Consider the following 17,175-nt stretch of genomic DNA (forward strand, 5'->3'; position numbering starts at 1 on the left):
TGGTGGACAACGAAGCTAAGCTCCGGAGAAGACACGATGCCGAATTCTTTCCAAGGGCCGCTCAGCAACCTCCATAGCTCCATGTGATTGTTCCCTGCGTGAACACGGAGCTTTCAGGGGTAACGCGCCGGCCGAGATGAGTCGCCGAGCGGCGCAAGGAGAGCTTCGGGTCTATGGGCTGGGGGGTGCAACGGCGGGCTTCTTGATGGCCCGCAGCCTTAGGAGGGTATCCCTCCCCGTTTCTGTCAGCCGCCAGTATTTATGTCGATCCCCATCTCCACGTGGCTTTGTGCCGTGAGCAGTGACATTGAGCGCGAACAGCTGCATGAGAATGTCGTCGAAGGCTTGGCTCGCTAGGTGAACTCCCACGAGTTCACCTAGCGATGAAGGCAGAAGTTCGTTGTGATCACCCAGTAGCAACCGCTGACCATAGGAGTCCAGGGCATTAGCAAGCTCCTGCTCGCTGGCCTCATCTACAAGCCGCGGTGCTAGTTCGGCCATGACTTCGTCCCAAGTCACGGGCACTGTGGTTTCGTGATGCAGTATCTCCGCTGGCGCGTAGCCAGTCATCTGGCCATAGAGTGCTGCGGCTGAGTAGAAGTCGATAGTTAACTGCATCTCATACACATCGGCACCCGACGCAAGGTCATCAGGGATTTCGACCTTCGCTGCCTTGGCAGACTGTGCCTCCTGCTTCAGCTCCGCGACCTGAGCACGGAGCTGCGCAACCTCGGTCTCGGCCTCCGGCGTCATGGCGTAACGCCCCCGCACCCAACCCTCGGCGTCGGTACCACGCATCGCTATGTTCAGCGCGCGGGACACCTTTGAGCCTAAGTCCTCCGCCCCGTTGTACATCTTCACGTGTTTTGTCTGGACCTTGGCGCGAAACTTGTCGAGGCGCTCTCGTGCCGCAGCGTCCATCTCGGTTTTGTTGGCCGGAATACTTCCGGGGTCCGCATGGACGAAGCCCAGGACGGGGATTTCTTGTTGCACGGCGTAGTCGTACTCCATTTCGGTGTAGCTCATGCCTTGCTCGCTCATGCTGCCGTACCGACCGCCCACTATGACCACGTAGAAGTCGCTCTGGTTAATGACCCTCTTGATGAGCGTCCATTGGTCATCGTTTGCGGCGGGAAACATCTCCATGCCAGCGGGGAGGCAGTCCAGTTCCAATAGGGCCTGGATGACTTCCCTCCGCTCATCCTTGAGGTCGGTGAAGGTGGAGCTTATAAAGACTTGGTAGCGGCGATCCATAGAGGATGTCTAGCACACCGCAGCGGACCCCAAAGACGCAAGCCGAGGGGCGGAAGAACACTTCCGAGCTTGCGCTGGCGGAGGAACCCTCTAGGGAACTGAGATTACTGGCAGGGCACCTAGGGGTTCAGTGCGCCCATAGACGACTAGCGGCGACGTGCAAGGATCTTTAAGTGGAAATTATTGCGCTGATTGTCTCCGTGTTGTCCTTGGGCGTCGCGTTCGGTGGCACTTACCTGTCGAATAAACGCGCTAAGGAAGCGTTGGGTGAGTCCCGACGTGCTGCCGCGGACGCTCGCTGGTCCGCATTGCAAGAAGCGGTGCAACGCCTCATTGGATTCGATCCGACCGCTGAGCCGATTGGTGATCGTTTGGCGAATCTCAGGATCGCGATGATTGCACTCATCGACGAGCTGGACGGGCCGGCCGTGTTCGATAGGTGGCTAGCAGCGGAGCATACGCTTGGAGCTACGCTCGGGCGTCAAGTCCTGGAAACTGCGCAGCCAGGGGCCACGATTGAACAGCGTGTGAACAGACTAGGTCCGCTCATGGGCTGGGCTCAGGCTCTTAGCGGCAACCTCCGCCGTTTTCGCTCGGTCGGGCTCGACGTTGAGACCCTGTCAAAGTTGCGCTTACACGCCCGAGAACTTGTAGAAACGCTTCACGCCAGTCACGGCTGGGACCTCCCGCCAGAGGAGGACCCTCGCCTCGAGCCGATGGTTTGACACACCAGGTATGCGCGGATAAGCGGTCCAAGCCATGAGGCGGAGAGCGCTGGGTCCCCCGAATATGCACCAGCAATGCACCACGAAGACCCTGAGAATGCAGAAAACCCCCGGAATCCCGGGGGTTCTCGCTGGCGGTGACGGTGGGATTTGAACCCACGTTGGCTTTTACACCAAACAACATTTCGAGTGTTGCACCTTCGGCCGCTCGGACACGTCACCAACGCCGCTACTTTACCGGGTGCGACGCCCCAGACCCAAAACGGGAAGCACGGGGCGCCGGGGGAGCGGCTACGGGAGCTCGATGACCTCGTTCTTGCCGGAGCTCGGCTTGCTGCCGGTCACGAGTCCCTTGACCATCTTCACGGCGGATACCACGCGTGGGGCGTCCATCGACCAGTACTCGGCCGTGTGCGCGTCGACGTGGAGGAGCGCGACGGCGGGATCGTCCCGGCCGTTCTCGAACCACGCCGAGACGGAGGGGCCCCACAGTTCGTCGATCTTCGACTGGTCCTTGGACAGGGTGGCCGTACCGGCGATCGACACGTAGCCCTTGCCCGTGCTCGCCGAGACATTGACCTGCGGGTTGGCCCGGATCTCGTCGGCCTTCGGGGACGGGTCCTCCGTGAAGAACCAGAGGTCGCCGTCGAAGTCCTTGCCGTGCAGCGCCAGGGGCCTGCTGACGAGCTGCCCGTCGAGGCTCACGGTGGTGAGGATCGCGATGTCGGCCTTGCCGAGGATCTCCTGTACTTCCTTCAAGCCGTCCTGCTGGTTCGCCACGTCTGCTCCTCTGTGCGGTCTGCTGCGGATTTCATCAGCCTACGCAGAATCACCGGGAGTCGGAACCGGAACGCTGGAGCGCGAAGAAGTCCTTGAGCAGCCGCGAACACTCATCTTCACGAACCCCCGCGAAGACCTCCGTCCAGTGATTCAGCCGACGCTCGCGAAGGACGTCGAAGACGGACCCCGACGCTCCCGCCTTCGCGTCCCACGCCCCGAAGACGACGCGGGGAATGCGGGCCAATACGGACGCGCCGGCGCACATGGCGCAGGGCTCGAGCGTCACCACCAGGGCACAACCCTCCAGCCGCCAGGCGCCGAGCCGGCCGGCCGCGGCGCGGATGGCCTGCACCTCGGCGTGCGCCGTCGGGTCCGCGAGTTCCTCGCGCTGATTCCATCCGGTCCCGAGCACTTCCCCTGAGGGACCGACGACGACGGCGCCGATCGGCACGTCTGCGCTCGGGCGCGTCAGTGACGCTGCCTTCAGGGCCAGCCCCATCCAGGCCCAGTGGTCGGCGTCCACGGGCGGAAGGGAGGAGGTCATGGGCTCAATGGTACTTTTGACCCATGCGCGTACTGGTAGTCGACCACCCCCTGGTAGCCCACAAACTCACGGTTCTCCGGGACAAGAACACGTCGTCGCCGGTGTTCAGGCTCCTCACCGAGGAGCTCGTCACCCTGCTGGCCTACGAGGCCACGCGTGACGTCCGGGTCGAGACCGTGTCCATCGAGACGCCGGTGACGACCACCGAGGGTACGGGTCTCGTGAAGCCCACCCCCCTCGTCGTGCCGATCCTCCGGGCCGGGCTCGGGATGCTCGAGGGAATGACGCGCCTCGTACCGACGGCCGAGGTCGGTTTCCTCGGCATGGCCCGCAACGAGGAGACCCTCGAGGCCATCACCTACGCAGAGCGACTGCCGGACGACCTCACCGGGCGCCAGGTCTTCGTGCTCGACCCGATGCTCGCGACCGGCGGAACACTGCGCGAGGCCATCAAGTTCCTGTTCGCCCGTGGGGCAGCAGACATCACGTGCATCTGCCTCCTTGCCGCCCCGGAGGGCCTTGCGACCCTGCAGGAGGAACTGGACGGCCGCAACGTCACGATCGTGCTGGCCTCGATCGACGAGAAGCTCAACGAGAAGTCGTACATCGTGCCGGGCCTCGGCGATGCGGGAGACCGCCTCTACGGCGTCGTCGGGTAGGCCGCAGGCACCTCGCACGGTGCCGGCGACTGGTTGCAGGGGCTTCGCAACGGTTGTCGAAACCGTGCAGGGGGTTGCGCTACCGGGTGCGAACGACTCCAATGGGGCGATGACGAAGGACATCAGCGCCACCGAGACGAACGACCGCAGCGGACTGAAGCGGGCGGTCGGCACGCCGTTGCTGTTCGCGTTCATCGTGGGCGACACCCTGGGTGCCGGCATCTACACCCTCGTGGGAACCATGGCCAACGACGTCGGAGGCGTCATCTGGCTGCCGCTGCTCATCGCGCTGGTCCTGGCCCTCCTCACCGCGGGAACCTATGCGGAGCTCATCACGAAGTATCCACACGCCGGTGGTGCGGCACGCTACGTCGACAGGGCTTTCTCTATCCCGTACCTGTCGTTCATCGTGGGCTTCCTGATGATGGCGTCGGGCATCACCACGGCCGCGGCCCTGGCGAACGCCTTCGCCGGAGACTACCTGGCCGCCCTCATCGACGTGCCGGCTGCGCCCGCTGCGGTGGTCTTCATCATCCTGCTCACGCTGATCAACCTCCGCGGTGTCCGGGAGTCGCTCGCCGCGAACCTCGTGGCATCCGTCATCGAAGTGACCGGCCTCGTGATCGTGATCGTGCTCGCCGCCATGGTGCTCGGCAGCGGCAACGGGGAGCCGGCACGCCTCCTCGAATTCGCGCCCGAGGTGCCACCACTGCAGGGCGCTTTCGCCGCGTCGGTCATCGCCTTCTTCTCCTTCCTCGGATTCGAGGCGGCAGCCAATATGGCCGAGGAGGTACGCAACCCCTCGAAGGCCTACCCTCGCGCGCTCTTCGGGGCCATCAGCACGGCTGCACTCGTCTATCTACTCATCGCCCTGGGCGCGGTCATCGTCCTGCCCCCGTCCGAGCTTGCGACGTCCACCGGACCGCTGCTCGACGTGGTGAACGCCAGCGGCGCGGGGATCCCGCCCTGGCTGTTCAGCCTGATTGCCCTTGTCGCGATCGCCAACGGCGCCCTGCTGTTCATGGTCATGGCCAGCCGGGTCGCCTACGGACTTGCGGAGGCGGAACTCCTTCCTCGAGCCTTCGGTCGCGTGCTGCCGAAGCGGCGCACGCCGTGGGTCTCGATCGTCGTCGTTGCGGGGTTGACGATCGTCCTGACGATCTTCGGTGACCTGGCCACGCTGGCGGCGACCACCGTGCTCCTGCTGCTCCTCGTATTCCTGTCGGCCAACGTCAGCGTGCTCGTCCTCAAGAAGGACAAGGTCGAGCACAAACACTTCTCGGTGCCCCGGATAGTGCCGGTGCTGGCCATCATCGCCAGCATCGCGCTGCTGGCCCAGCAGACCGGCGTCGTCTGGCTCGGCGGACTCGCCTATGCGGCGGTCGGGTCCGTGCTGTTCCTGTGCGCCCGTGCCCGTCGCAAGCACGAGGAACGGGTCTCCGCATAGAGCAGGACGAGGCAGGATGACAATGCCCCCGGGCCCTCGGGGAGATGCGGCCACTGCCATATGCCCACATGCTGGACTTCGCGGCATTGTTACTTGCGCGTAGCCGATTGTTACATGCAATAATTCGACACGTGATCATCAACTCACTCGCATCTGCAGCCGCAGTTCCCTCCCCGGACGCCATGTCCGGAGCGGACCTCCGCTGTCTCCGAATGCACGCGTAGCGGTTATACCCCAACCCTTCCTGCGCACTTCAAGCCCAACGGCGGGCATCTCTCTTCATCCCGACCGGGCACATCCCGCATTCGAGCCGCGATGACGGCATACTTCACGAGGTTGTTTTCATGTCAGTAAATCCGGGCTACGTCCATATCTCCCTCCGCTCGCAGCAGAACCGGCAGGCACGCCAGCAGTTCGGGCCGTCCTTCACCTCCTATGCGCCGCAGGCTCCCCATCCCCACTCGCGCCTTCAGGCGGTTCCCGGGGGAGACTCCGCCCAACCGCTCAGCGCTCCCGTCCCCGTCGTCGCCCCGAACGGTGTCCCGGGTCCACAGGCGGTCACCGGCGACACGACCGCTCGCGGGTTCGTGCTCTACGTCGCGCTCGACGAGACCACCGCCGCTGCCGCCGGCACAACGTTCTCGAAGCTGGCCCAGGACGTCCGGGCCTACGTGCGCTCGCTCGTCCCGACGGCGGAGAGCCATGCCGCTGTCGCCCTTGCTCCTGCGGACGCCCCGGGCTCCGATATCGACGTCGTCCGTGCCGCCCTCGGCGACCCGACGGTCGCCCGTCGCCCGCGCCCGGAGGCGCCCGCCAGCCCGCAGGCCCAGCCCGCCCGCCCGACGGGTGTGCTGATCGACCTGTCCCGCCGCGAGGTACACCTCGACGGCGAGACGCTGAACCTCACGTTCAAGGAGTTCGAGCTTCTCAACTACCTCGTCGAGAACGCGAGCCGTACGGTGGGTCGCGAGGAACTTCTGAGTGGACTCTGGCGCAACGCGGACGAGGTGCCGAATGAGCGCACCATCGACGTCCACATCCGCCGCCTCCGTTCCAAGCTGGGTCGCCTCGCGAACACCGTACGCACCGTGCGCGGTCAGGGCTACCGTTTCTACGACCACCCCGAAGTGGTCGTCTGGGCAGCGCCGGAGTACTCGATCTAGGACCCTGCGCAGCCGGGAGGCCATAGACTGCGGAAATGGCCTCCCATCACCTGAAGAAGCTCATGCTGCTGCGCCACGCAAAGGCCGAGTTCCAGGAGGGCGTGCCGGACCACGAGCGCTCCCTCAGCTCGCGGGGGCACGCGGACGCACCGCTGATCGGCCGGTGGATGCTCGAGCACGATGCCATCCCCGACTTCATCCTGGTATCGACTGCGCTCCGCACGCGCCAGACCTGCACGTGGGTCTGCAAGGAACTCGGGGAGAAGGCCCCCACGCCGAAGCTGGAGGACGATCTCTACGCAGCACCGCCGACCGAGATGCTGGCGCTCATCAATCATGTTCCGCCGACGGTGACGAGCCTGCTCGTCATCGCACACAACCCTGGGATTCAGGAACTTGCCATGCGCCTCGCCTCGGTGAGGTCGAGTGAGCGCGCGGTCATGGACCTGGCAACGGACTATCCGACCGCGGGTCTGACGGTCATGAGCTACGACGGTGCGTGGGCCGAACTCGATGGGCGCGACGCCGAGGTGACCGACTTCGTGGTGCGTAGGGCGCCTACCCTCCGCTGACGGCGCCGGCTCGGCAGCCTACATCCCGTACTTCTCCAGCAGGCGGAGCCAGACCTCGCTGACCGTGGGGTATGCCGGTACCGCGTGCCACAGGCGGTCGAGCGGCACTTCACCGACGACGGCGATGGTTGCAGCATGCAGCATCTCGGACACCTCCGGTCCCGCGAAGGTGACGCCGACGATCACGTGGCGGTCCTCGTCGACGACCATCTGGGCCCAACCCTTGTAGCCATCGGAGTGGAGCGAGGAGCCGGCGACGGCGATCTCGAGGGACGTCTCCGACGCGTTCACCCCGTCCTTCCGTGCCTGCTCGAGGGTGCGGCCGACCATCGCGATCTCCGGATCGGTGAAGACGACCTGCGGGACGGCTGCGCGGTCCGCCGTCGCGGTGTAGGGGCTCCAGTCCGCCGCAGCATCGCTGAGGGTGCCGTGCGCCCGGGCAGCGATGGCGTCACCGGTCATCCTGGCCTCGTACTTCCCCTGGTGCGTCAGTTGCACCCTGCCTCCCGCATCGCCCACGGCATAGAGCCAGCCACCGCCGTCGGGCACGAGCCCGGTGTCGTCGCTGCGGATGCCCTTCGCCTCCAGGCCGAGGTCCTCGAGGCCGAGCCCGGTCGTGTGCGGGTGGCGCCCGGTGGACACGAGCAGCTGCTCGGCCCTGACGCTGCGGCCCTCGCCGACGTCGAGCACGAACAGGCCGTCCTCCTTGCGGACGGCGTTGGTGGCGGTGTCGGTCAGGATGGTGATGCCCTCGCCGCGGAGGGATTCGACGACGAGGTCGGAGGCCTCCTTCGGGTAGTTCCCCAGGATGCCGCTGCGCGCGATGACCGTGACCTCGGAACCGAGCCGCGCGAATGCCTGCGCGAGTTCGACGCCGGCAACCCCGCCGCCGAGGACGGCCAGGCTTGCCGGGACTTGCCTCGCGGAGGTAGCTTCCCTGGTGGTCCAGTAGTCCAGGTCGGCGAGCCCGTCGATGGGCGGGACCACCGGCGTCGAACCCGTGGCCAGGACGACGGCGTGCGTGGCCCGGTAGCGGCTTTCGGAGCCGTCGGAGTGGGTGACGGTGACGTGGCGTTCACCGGTCACCTTCGCCCAGCCGCGTTGCAGGGTGATGCCTGCGGACGCCACCCACTCCTCCTGCGAGGAGTCGTCCCAGTCGGAGGTGAAGGACGTGCGGCGTTCGAGGACCTGCTGTGCGTCGAGGGTTCCGGTGATCGCCTCACGGGCTCCGGCTACACCTCGTGCGGCTCTCAGGACGGTGCCGGGACGCAGGAGGGCCTTGGACGGCATGCAGGCCCAGTAGGAGCACTCACCGCCGACGAGGTCGGCCTCGACGAGCACCGCCGAAAGCCCTTTCTCGACCACCCGTCCCGCTACGTTCTCGCCGACGGCACCGGCGCCGATCACAATGACATCAGTGGTCTCGAATTCGCTCATACGGCAGAGCCTTCCACCCGAGTGCCTGAGGAGCAACCGCGACGAAAAAGGCCCCGACCGGAGTCGGGGCCTTTCGGGAGGTTCAGCTGAACCGTCGTGCGCGCGAAGGGATTCGAACCCCCAACCTTCTGATCCGTAGTCAGATGCTCTATCCGTTGAGCTACGCACGCATCCGTAGTCGGTGATCCGCCGTGCGAATCCGTCCTACAAGCGGGCCGTTTGGCCGTAGACAAGTTTAGCGTGGATTCGCCACGACGCCTAATCAGACGCCGAGTCATTCTCCGCCTATACCGGTATAGGTGACCTTTGTCACAGCATGACTGAGTGTAAGCGCTCGACATCCGCTTGTTGGCGCGGGTTGTCCCTCCACTGCCGCGCGTGTTCCGTTCGGCGCGCCCTTGCCTGAAATATCGCGCCCCTAGCATCGATGAACACCGAGTCCCCCAATGAAGGGAAGAGAAATGGGCGATCCCGTACGACAGGTTGCTGTTGACGCACCACCCGCCGGTCCTGACGGCAGCACGCAGCAGGATGATCCCGGTTCCGCTCCGACGACCCATCCGGCCCTCCTCGCCTGGGTGCGGCAGGTGCAGGACCTGACGCAGCCTGCCGAGGTCGTCTGGGTCGACGGATCCGACGAGGAGAACAGGCGCCTCACGGACGGGCTCGTCGACACCGGAACCTTCGTGCGGCTCAACCCCGAGACCTTCCCCAACTCGTTCGCAGCCTTCTCGGATCCGAAGGACGTGGCGCGCGTCGAGGAGCAGACCTTCATCTGCTCGAAGGACGAGCGGGAAGCGGGCTTCACGAACAACTGGATGGACCCCGATGAGATGAAGGCCAAACTCACCGGGCTGTTCACCGGGTCCATGCGTGGCCGCACCATGTACGTGATCCCGTTCGTCATGGGCCATCTCGATGCCGAGGATCCGAAGTTCGGCGTCGAGATCACCGACAGCGCCTACGTGGTGACGTCCATGCGGATCATGGCGACCATCGGCACGGCGGTCCTGGACCGCATGACCGAACTCGGAGCCGACTTCGTCCCGGCCCTGCACTCCCTCGGCGCCCCACTGGAGCCGGGCCAGGCCGACGTCCCGTGGCCGTGCAACGACGACAAGTGGATCGTGCACTTCCCCGAGGAGCGCTCCATCTGGTCCTACGGGTCCGGCTACGGCGGCAACGCCCTGCTGGGCAAGAAGTGCTACGCACTCCGGATCGCATCCGTCATGGCGCGCGACGAGGGCTGGCTCGCCGAGCACATGCTGATCCTCAAGCTCACCTCCCCGGTAGGCAAGACCTACTACCTCTCGGCCGCGTTCCCCTCCGCCTGCGGCAAGACCAACCTCGCCCTGCTCGATCCCACGATCGAGGGCTGGAAGGTCGAGACCCTGGGCGACGACATCACCTGGATGCGCTTCGGCAAGGAAGGCGAGCTGCGTGCCGTCAACCCCGAGGCGGGCCTGTTCGGCGTCGCCCCCGGCACCGGGTGGCACACCAACCCGAACGCGATGCGCGCTATCGCGAAGGGCAACTCCGTCTTCACGAACGTCGCGCTCACCGACGACGGCGGCGTGTGGTGGGAAGGCATGACCGAGGAGGTGCCGGCGCACCTGATCGACTGGCAGGGCCGGGACTGGACCCCGGAGATCGGCAAGGACCTGGGCCGTCCGGCAGCGCATCCCAACGCCCGGTTCTGCACGCCCATCGACCAGATCGACATGCTGGCCGAGGAGTTCAACCGGCCCGACGGCGTCGAGCTCTCGGCGATCCTCTTCGGTGGCCGCCGCAAGACGACCGTCCCGCTGGTGACGCAGTCCCGCAACTGGGCCAACGGCATCTTCATGGGCTCCACGCTGTCCTCGGAGACCACAGCTGCAGCCGCGGGCGAGGTGGGCCGCGTCCGCCGCGATCCGATGGCGATGCTGCCCTTCATCGGATACGACGCCGGCGACTACCTCCACCACTGGCTCACCCTCAGCGCCGCTGCGGACCAGTCCCGGCTGCCCAAGATCTTCCTCGTCAACTGGTTCCGCCGTACCGCCTCCGGCGGGTTCGCCTGGCCCGGCTTCGGCGACAACTCCCGCGTCCTCAAATGGGTCATCGAGCGGCTCGAAGGCACCGCCGACGCCGTCGAGACCCCCATCGGCTACGTACCCACCGGGGACTCCCTGGACCTCACCGGCCTGGACATGACTCCCGCCGAGGTCGAGGCCGCAGTGCACGTCGACGCCCTCGAATGGGCGGAGGAGATCAAGGGTATCGAGCAGTGGTACGAACGCTTCGGCGACTCGCTGCCGGGCGAGCTCAAGGGCCAGCTGCACGAACTCAAGGAGCGGTTCAGCAACGCCTGACCGGTTCCTGCAGAACGAAAGGCCCCTTCCACCGGAAGGGGCCTTTCGTTGTGTGTGTGGCTGCGCCCGTCAGTCGCGGATGACGGCGAGGACGCGCTGGACGAGATCCTCGAGAGTCTGCGGATCCACGGCCTCGGCGTTGAGCCGGAGGTACGGCTCGGTGTTGGAGGGGCGGAGGTTGAACCACCAGTCACCGTGGGCCGGGGTGAACGTGAGGCCGTCGAGGTCGTCGACCACGACGCCGTCCTGCTCGAACTCGGCACGGGCGCGGGCGATCGATGCGTGGAGGTCGGCGACCTTCGAGTTGACCTCACCCGACGAGAAGTACGGCTCGTACTCGCGGCCGAGTTCCGACAGCGGTCCATCCTGCTCGCCCAAGGCGGCCAGCACGTGCATCGCCGCCAGCATGCCGGTGTCGGCGTTCCAGAAGCCGCGGAAGTAGTAGTGGGCCGAATGCTCGCCACCGAAGACGGCGCCTTCCTCGGCCATGACGGCCTTGATGAAGGAGTGGCCCACCCGCGTGCGGACCGGCCGACCGCCGTCGTGCCGGATCAGCTCTGGCACTGCTCGCGACGTGATGAGGTTGTGGATGATCACGGGTTCAGCCTCGCCTGCGGCCTGGGCGCGGGCGATCTCGCGGCGCGCGACCATCGCGGTGATCGCACTCGGCGAGACGGGCTCGCCCTTCTCGTCGATGATGAAGCAGCGGTCGGCATCGCCGTCGAAGGCGATACCGATGTCGGCGCCGTGCTCGACGACGGCCGCCTGCAGGTCCAGGAGGTTCTCGGGCTCCAGGGGGTTGGCCGGGTGGTTCGGGAACGAGCCGTCGAGTTCGAAGTAGAGCGGAACGATCTCGAACGGCAGGGCGGGGAGGATGCGGTCACCGAGGACGGCAGGAGTCGTGAGGCCGGCCATGCCGTTGCCGGCGTCCACGACGACCTTGAGCGGGCGCGACGAGGAGAGATCGACCTGGGCGCGGAGGAAGCGCGAGTACTCCTCGAGGACATCGCGCACGCTCGTGTGGCCCTCGATGTCGGCGGCGGGGATCGTCCCTTCGGCGAGGTAGCGCTCGGCCCGCTCCTGCACGTCCTTGAGGCCCGTCTCCGAGGACACCGGAACCGCGCCGGGACGCGTCATCTTCATGCCGTTGTACTGCGCGGGATTGTGGCTGGCCGTGAAGGTCACGCCGGCGGCGTTCAGCGTGCCGCTCGCGTAGTACAGCTCGTCGGTGGAGATGAGGTCGAGGAAGAGCACGTTGGCGCCGCGGCGCGTTGCCCCCTCGGAGAACGCCTTCGAGAATTCAGGGGACGAAGGCCGCATGTCGCCGCCCACGAGGATGGTCTCCCCGGCCAGCTCCAGCGAGTCGACGAAGGCTGCTCCGACGGCCCGGACCGAGTCCACCGTGATGGTCTCGCCCACGATGCCGCGGACGTCGTAGGCCTTGAAGGACGCAGAAAGATCGAGGAGTGTAGTCACTCTTGGAAGTGTATCGGGTGGCGTCGGACCGTCCGTTTCCCACATAGCCGAGCTCCCGCTCCGAGTGTGGGAAGCGGCTGGGATACTGGGGACATGTCGTCGACCACCACGCTGAACGAGCAAGCAAGAGCCATTCTGCACACCCTCGTAGGGTCACCGGACGCCCGGTTCCACGACGGGCAGTTCGAGGCCATCGAGGCGCTCGTCGACGGCGGCCGGCGCGCGCTCGTCGTCCAGCGGACGGGCTGGGGAAAGTCCGCGGTGTATTTCGTGGCGAGCCTGCTGCTGCGGGCCCGCGGTGCCGGCCCCACGCTCATCGTCTCGCCGCTGCTCGCGCTCATGCGGGATCAGGTTGCCGCCGCCGCGAGGGCAGGGGTCCGTGCGGCGGCCATCAACTCCGCCAACCAGACCGAGTGGCAGGAGATCATCGCCAAGCTGCAGGCCGATGAGGTGGACGTCCTCCTCGTCTCGCCCGAGCGTCTCAACAACCCGGCCTTCCGCGAGCACTACCTGCCTGAGCTCATGCGCCGCACGGGTCTGCTCGTGATCGACGAGGCGCACTGCATCTCCGACTGGGGACACGACTTCCGGCCGGACTACCGTCGCCTGCGGGAACTGATCATGGGGCTGCCGCAGGGCATCCCCGTGCTGGCCACCACGGCGACGGCAAACTCACGCGTCGTAAAGGATGTCGAGGAGCAGCTCGGGGCCGGCGGCACGGAGGTCTTCACGCTGCGCGGCGAGCTGGCACGGAAGTCGCTGCGCCTCGGAGTGCTCCGACTGCCGAGCCCGCGTTCACGCCTCGCGTGGCTGCTGACCCACCTGTCGGAGCTGCCGGGCAGCGGGATCATCTATGCGCTGACGGTGTCGGCGGCCGAGGACACCGCACGGCTTCTGCGGGAGAACGGGCACGCCGTCCGCGCGTATACGGGACGCACGGACCCCGCCGACCGCGAGGCTGCCGAGACCGCCCTCAAGAACAACGAGGTCAAGGCGCTCGTCGCCACGAGCGCGCTCGGAATGGGCTTCGACAAACCCGATCTGGGATTCGTGGTGCATCTGGGCGCACCGTCGTCGCCCGTTGCCTACTACCAGCAGGTGGGGCGCGCCGGCCGCGGTACGCCGAATGCCGACGTCCTCCTGCTGCCCGGAGCCGAGGACCGCGACATCTGGGAGTACTTCGCCACCTCATCCATGCCCTCGCAGGATGCTGCCCTTCGGGTTCTGGACGCCCTCGAGCCCGGCGTCGTGCTGTCCACACCGGCCCTCGAGACGCGGGTCAACCTGAAGCGCTCGCCCCTCGAACTCCTCCTCAAGGTGCTCGACGTGGACGGCGCGGTGCGCAAGGTCACGGGCGGTTGGGAGAGCACGGGTGCCCCGTGGACCTACGACGCCGACCGGTACCAACGCATCAGTGAAGCCCGTATCGTCGAACAGCGGGCAATGCTCGATTACGAGAACACCACGGGCTGCCGCATGGAGTTCCTCGCCAGATCACTCGATGATCCCGGCGCTACTGCCTGCGGACGGTGCGACAACTGCGCGGGCGCCTGGTACTCGGACGAGGTCGCCCACGAGGCGTCGGATTCGGCCGGTCAGGCCCTCAGCAGGGTCGGCGTGGAACTGGAGCCCCGCGGCCAGTGGCCCAGCGGCATGGACACGTTGGGTGTGCAGCTCAAGGGAAAGCTCAAGCCGGGCGAAGTCAGCCTGCCGGGGCGGGCCCTGGCGCGACTCACCGATCTCGGCTGGGGTAACAGGCTCCGGGATCTGCTCTCGGACTCAACCCCCGATGCTCCGCTGGACGCCGCCGTCATAGAAGCTGTCGTCCGTGTACTGGCGCAATGGGGCTGGGAGGAACGTCCCGTGGCAGTCGTGAGTGTTCCTTCGCGACGGCGCCCCCAACTCATCGGCTCGCTCGCCCAGGCGCTTGCCGGCGTCGGGCGCATTCCCTACCTCGGTCAACTCACAACCCCCCACGGTTTCCCGCAGGGCCAGCCGGGCGGCAACAGCGCGTTCCGTCTCGCCGCCGTATGGGATCACTTCGCGGTTCCGCGCGAAGGCGCCGCCTGGTTCGCAGCCAATCCCGGCCCGGTACTGCTCGTCGACGACTTCGCGGACAGCCGGTGGACGATCACCGAGGCCGGGCGTGCCCTGAGGACCGCGGGGGCCTCGGGAGTCCTCCCGTTCGCCTTGGCGCTCAAGGCGTAGCGACCAGGGCGGGCGCCCGGGGCGCCCACTCGTCTACCACATGGAGCGCTGTGGGCTGCTCGGAACCCTGACCGGTCAGGGACTGGGAGTGGGGCTCGCAGGGCTCGGCCAACAAAAAGACCCCCGCTTGCGCAGGGGTCTTAGAGCGGAGACGGGGGGATTTGAACCCCCGGTAGGCTTTAGGCCCACACTTCATTAGCAGTGAAGCCCATTCGGCCGCTCTGGCACGTCTCCATCGGCTATCTCTAGCCTCCCAAGGTTACCCAGAAGGTGACGGCAAGAGCAAAACAGCCGCTCGAGTACCACCGGAAGGACCAGTCGGAGGCGCGTCCTCGTCACCGGGAGGCGAGAGGCACGTCAGCCCGGCGGAGGAAGGCGAGCGGGAGGCCGTCAGAGCGAGCCGGTCAGTGCCCGCCAGAGAAACTCGAAGCTCATCGCGTGCATCCTTGCCGCCTGCCGATTGTCAGCCGCGCCGGCGTGCCCGCCCTCCAGGGCCTCATGGAACCAGACGTTCTGCACGCCGAGGTCCTTCATCTTCGCTGCCATCTTGCGGGCCTGCACCGGGCCGACCCTGTCATCGCTCGTCGCGGTCCAGATCATCGTCTTGGGGTACACGACGTCCTCCCGGAGGAGATGGTAGGGCGAGAACGTCCGCACGTACTCCCATTCCTCGGGCTTGTCGGGGTCCCCGTACTCGGCAATCCAGGAGAAGCCGGCGGACAGCTTCGTGTAGCGGCGCATGTCAAGGAGCGGCACGCCGCACGAGATCGCGCCGAACAGGTGCGGGTAGGTGGTGAGCATGTTGCCAACGAGCAGTCCGCCGTTGCTCCGCCCGGTGCACCCCAGCAGTGCGGGGGACGTGACGCCCCGCTGCACCAGGTCCCCGGCGATCGCCGCGAAATCCTCGTACGCCCTATGCCGGTCGGCGTGGAGCGCGGCACGGTGCCACTGGGGCCCGTACTCGCCCCCACCGCGGATGTTCGCCAGGACGTAGACGCCGCGCCGGCCGTCCTCCGTGGTTCGCTCCAGCCACCCGCGGCCGACCACGCCGCTGTAGGCCGGGGTCATCGAATGCTCGAAGCCGCCGTAGCCGGACAGCAGGGTGGGGTTCCCGCCGTCGAGTCGCAGGTCTTTCGTCGCGATCTGGAAGTAGGGCACGCGCGTGCCGTCGCTCGACACGGCGAAGTGCTGCTCGACAGTGTAGAGGTCCTCGTCGAAGTAGGAGGGCGAAGACTTGACGGGCGTGTGGTCCCCCCTGATGGTGCCGCGATGCAGCGTCGACGGCGTCAGGAATCCGGTGGCGACCAGCCAATAGTCGTTGCCGCTCTCGTCGTCCTCGTCGTCGACCGCGTACGCATCGACCGAGTGCAGGGGCGGACAGGCGTCGAGGAGCTCCGAAGTCCAGTCGTTCGCGGGATCGAGGACGCGGATCTCCGAGGAGACGTCGCGCAGCAGGTTCAGCAGCAGATAGTCCCGGGTCCAGCTCCAGGACTGGAGGGACGTGGACGCATCGGGCTCGAACACGGTCACGAACGCACGGTCGCCGGCGAGGAAGGCATCCAGCGGGATGACGAGCAGTGACCCCGCACCGTGGGTGGCGATGGTCGTGGACCAGTCCGTCCTCGGCCGCACGATCAGCCACTCACGGTGCAGTGAGATGCTTGCGTCCTCGGGCACCTCGATCAATCGCCAGTCATCGTCCTGCCGCAGGAAGGTGCGGCGGGTGTAGAAGTCGATCGTGTCGACGGCGAGATCCCGCTCGTAGCCGGGCGTGGAATCGTGCAGCACGAGTGCCATCATGTGGTTCTCGTCCACGTCGAAATACTGCTCGGCCTCTGTCAGCTCCCCGCCCCTCCGCAGGATGCGCACGGTCCGCGGGTACGAGCTGGACGTCATCGACCCGGGCCCGAAGTCCGTGCCGACGTACAGGGTGTCGCGGTCGGCCCAACTGATGCGGCTCTTCGCCGTGGGGATGTCGAAGCCCCCCTCCACGAAGTCCCGCGTCCCGAGGTCGAACTCGCGGTAACGGTGGGCGTCGCCCCCGTCGGGGGAAAGGACGACGAGGACCCGCTCGTGGGGTGCTCCCTCGGACGGGCGAAGGAAGACCGCTCCCGCCCACACCCACTCCGTGCCTTCGGCGGCGCTCAGTGCGTCGACGTCCAGGAGCAGTTCCCACTCCGTGGCGCCGGATGAATAACTTTCCCAAGTGGTGCGCCGCCAGATGCCCTGCCGGTGCTCGGCGTCCCGCCAGAAGTTGTAGTAGAACCCGCCGTGCTTGCCCACCATGGGAATTCGATCGGTGGAGTCCAGTACCTCGAGGATGCGCCGTTCCCGCTCCTCGAAGTTCGGCGTGACAAGGACTTCCTCGGTCAGCGCATTCTCCGCGCGCACCCATTCGAGCTGCTTGTCGCCGTAGATGTCCTCGAGCCAGAGGAAGCGGTCCTCCGGTGTTGCCATGGTCTCCGTCGGGTGGGTCATCCGCCCATCCTATGCAGGCGAGGGGACACCCGGCATCGTTCGTTCCGCTCTGTCGGGCGGATGAATCGGCAGCGTTGG

13 protein-coding genes and 3 tRNA genes are annotated in these 17,175 nt (G+C 66.5%); 7 read left to right on the forward strand and 9 right to left on the reverse strand.

Going from position 1 to position 17,175, the window contains the following annotated elements:
• Nucleotides 1–171: 171 nt before the first annotated feature.
• Nucleotides 172–1,254 carry a DUF4062 domain-containing protein gene (locus FDK12_RS12025; RefSeq protein WP_137369787.1) on the reverse strand — a complete coding sequence of 361 codons (1,083 nt, stop codon included), beginning with the start codon at nt 1,252–1,254 and terminating at the stop codon, nt 172–174.
• 173 nt (nt 1,255–1,427) lie between these two features.
• Here FDK12_RS12025 and FDK12_RS12030 point away from each other — a divergent pair, with 173 nt between their 5' ends.
• Nucleotides 1,428–1,979 (forward strand): hypothetical protein, encoded by a 552-nt coding sequence (locus FDK12_RS12030; RefSeq protein WP_137369788.1) that lies wholly within the window; start codon nt 1,428–1,430, stop codon nt 1,977–1,979.
• 132 nt (nt 1,980–2,111) lie between these two features.
• On the opposite strand, the gene FDK12_RS12035 is transcribed toward FDK12_RS12030, so the two are convergent.
• The 3 genes from FDK12_RS12035 to FDK12_RS12045 form a co-directional block, all read right to left on the reverse strand.
• Nucleotides 2,112–2,201 (reverse strand) — tRNA-Ser (locus tag FDK12_RS12035).
• Nucleotides 2,202–2,270: 69 nt separating this feature from the next.
• A complete protein-coding gene (locus FDK12_RS12040; protein WP_137369789.1) occupies nt 2,271–2,759 on the reverse strand; it encodes a pyridoxamine 5'-phosphate oxidase family protein in 489 nt (162 codons plus the stop codon).
• Nucleotides 2,760–2,808: 49 nt separating this feature from the next.
• A complete protein-coding gene (locus FDK12_RS12045) occupies nt 2,809–3,303 on the reverse strand; it encodes a nucleoside deaminase (RefSeq protein ID WP_137369790.1) in 495 nt (164 codons plus the stop codon).
• A gap of 23 nt (nt 3,304–3,326) precedes the next feature.
• Here FDK12_RS12045 and upp point away from each other — a divergent pair, with 23 nt between their 5' ends.
• The 4 genes from upp to FDK12_RS12065 all read left to right on the forward strand — a co-directional run bounded on the left by upp (nt 3,327) and on the right by FDK12_RS12065 (nt 7,144).
• On the forward strand, nt 3,327–3,962 hold the full coding sequence (gene upp, locus FDK12_RS12050; RefSeq protein WP_104117699.1) for a uracil phosphoribosyltransferase: 636 nt from the start codon (nt 3,327–3,329) through the stop codon (nt 3,960–3,962).
• A gap of 109 nt (nt 3,963–4,071) precedes the next feature.
• On the forward strand, nt 4,072–5,409 hold the full coding sequence (locus tag FDK12_RS12055; protein WP_137369791.1) for an APC family permease: 1,338 nt from the start codon (nt 4,072–4,074) through the stop codon (nt 5,407–5,409).
• A gap of 344 nt (nt 5,410–5,753) precedes the next feature.
• Nucleotides 5,754–6,572: a winged helix-turn-helix domain-containing protein gene (locus tag FDK12_RS12060; protein WP_104117700.1), complete on the forward strand. Its 819-nt coding sequence runs from the start codon at nt 5,754–5,756 to the stop codon at nt 6,570–6,572.
• Between the two features lie 35 nt (nt 6,573–6,607).
• Nucleotides 6,608–7,144, forward strand: a complete 537-nt coding sequence (locus tag FDK12_RS12065) for a SixA phosphatase family protein (protein WP_137369792.1) — start codon at nt 6,608–6,610, stop codon at nt 7,142–7,144.
• An 18-nt stretch (nt 7,145–7,162) separates the two neighbouring features.
• Here FDK12_RS12065 and FDK12_RS12070 read toward each other — a convergent pair whose 3' ends face one another.
• Together FDK12_RS12070 and FDK12_RS12075 are read right to left on the reverse strand one after the other, a co-directional pair.
• Nucleotides 7,163–8,581: a dihydrolipoyl dehydrogenase family protein gene (locus tag FDK12_RS12070; RefSeq protein WP_137369793.1), complete on the reverse strand. Its 1,419-nt coding sequence runs from the start codon at nt 8,579–8,581 to the stop codon at nt 7,163–7,165.
• A 97-nt stretch (nt 8,582–8,678) separates the two neighbouring features.
• A tRNA-Arg gene (locus FDK12_RS12075) sits at nt 8,679–8,751 on the reverse strand.
• A 291-nt stretch (nt 8,752–9,042) separates the two neighbouring features.
• Here FDK12_RS12075 and FDK12_RS12080 point away from each other — a divergent pair.
• Complete coding sequence (locus FDK12_RS12080) at nt 9,043–10,935, forward strand: phosphoenolpyruvate carboxykinase (GTP) (RefSeq protein WP_137369794.1); 1,893 nt, start codon at nt 9,043–9,045, stop codon at nt 10,933–10,935.
• 69 nt (nt 10,936–11,004) lie between these two features.
• On the opposite strand, the gene FDK12_RS12085 is transcribed toward FDK12_RS12080, so the two are convergent.
• A complete protein-coding gene (locus FDK12_RS12085) occupies nt 11,005–12,411 on the reverse strand; it encodes a phosphomannomutase/phosphoglucomutase (protein WP_223263253.1) in 1,407 nt (468 codons plus the stop codon).
• A 93-nt stretch (nt 12,412–12,504) separates the two neighbouring features.
• Here FDK12_RS12085 and FDK12_RS12090 point away from each other — a divergent pair, with 93 nt between their 5' ends.
• Nucleotides 12,505–14,619, forward strand: coding sequence for a RecQ family ATP-dependent DNA helicase (locus FDK12_RS12090; RefSeq protein WP_137369796.1), 2,115 nt, complete (start codon nt 12,505–12,507; stop codon nt 14,617–14,619).
• Nucleotides 14,620–14,765: 146 nt separating this feature from the next.
• Here the strand turns inward: FDK12_RS12090 and FDK12_RS12095 are convergent.
• Together FDK12_RS12095 and FDK12_RS12100 are read right to left on the reverse strand one after the other, a co-directional pair.
• Nucleotides 14,766–14,853, reverse strand: a tRNA-Ser gene (locus FDK12_RS12095).
• Nucleotides 14,854–15,009: 156 nt separating this feature from the next.
• On the reverse strand, nt 15,010–17,097 hold the full coding sequence (locus tag FDK12_RS12100; RefSeq protein ID WP_137369797.1) for a prolyl oligopeptidase family serine peptidase: 2,088 nt from the start codon (nt 17,095–17,097) through the stop codon (nt 15,010–15,012).
• Nucleotides 17,098–17,175 lie beyond the last annotated feature (78 nt).

It is taken from the genome of Arthrobacter sp. NamB2 (assembly GCF_005281365.1).
Classification (GTDB): domain Bacteria; phylum Actinomycetota; class Actinomycetes; order Actinomycetales; family Micrococcaceae; genus Arthrobacter_D.

What these genes read in the sequence shown, in the direction of transcription:
- FDK12_RS12025 (WP_137369787.1), bottom strand. Translation starts at nt 1,254, where the DNA reads ATGGATCGCCGCTACCAAGTCTTTATAAGCTCCACCTTCACCGACCTC.
- FDK12_RS12045 (WP_137369790.1), bottom strand. Translation starts at nt 3,303, where the DNA reads ATGACCTCCTCCCTTCCGCCCGTGGACGCCGACCACTGGGCCTGGATG.
- upp (WP_104117699.1), top strand. Translation starts at nt 3,327, where the DNA reads ATGCGCGTACTGGTAGTCGACCACCCCCTGGTAGCCCACAAACTCACG.
- FDK12_RS12055 (WP_137369791.1), top strand. Translation starts at nt 4,072, where the DNA reads ATGACGAAGGACATCAGCGCCACCGAGACGAACGACCGCAGCGGACTG.
- FDK12_RS12060 (WP_104117700.1), top strand. Translation starts at nt 5,754, where the DNA reads ATGTCAGTAAATCCGGGCTACGTCCATATCTCCCTCCGCTCGCAGCAG.
- FDK12_RS12065 (WP_137369792.1), top strand. Translation starts at nt 6,608, where the DNA reads ATGGCCTCCCATCACCTGAAGAAGCTCATGCTGCTGCGCCACGCAAAG.
- FDK12_RS12070 (WP_137369793.1), bottom strand. Translation starts at nt 8,581, where the DNA reads ATGAGCGAATTCGAGACCACTGATGTCATTGTGATCGGCGCCGGTGCC.
- FDK12_RS12080 (WP_137369794.1), top strand. Translation starts at nt 9,043, where the DNA reads ATGGGCGATCCCGTACGACAGGTTGCTGTTGACGCACCACCCGCCGGT.
- FDK12_RS12090 (WP_137369796.1), top strand. Translation starts at nt 12,505, where the DNA reads ATGTCGTCGACCACCACGCTGAACGAGCAAGCAAGAGCCATTCTGCAC.
- FDK12_RS12100 (WP_137369797.1), bottom strand. Translation starts at nt 17,097, where the DNA reads ATGACCCACCCGACGGAGACCATGGCAACACCGGAGGACCGCTTCCTC.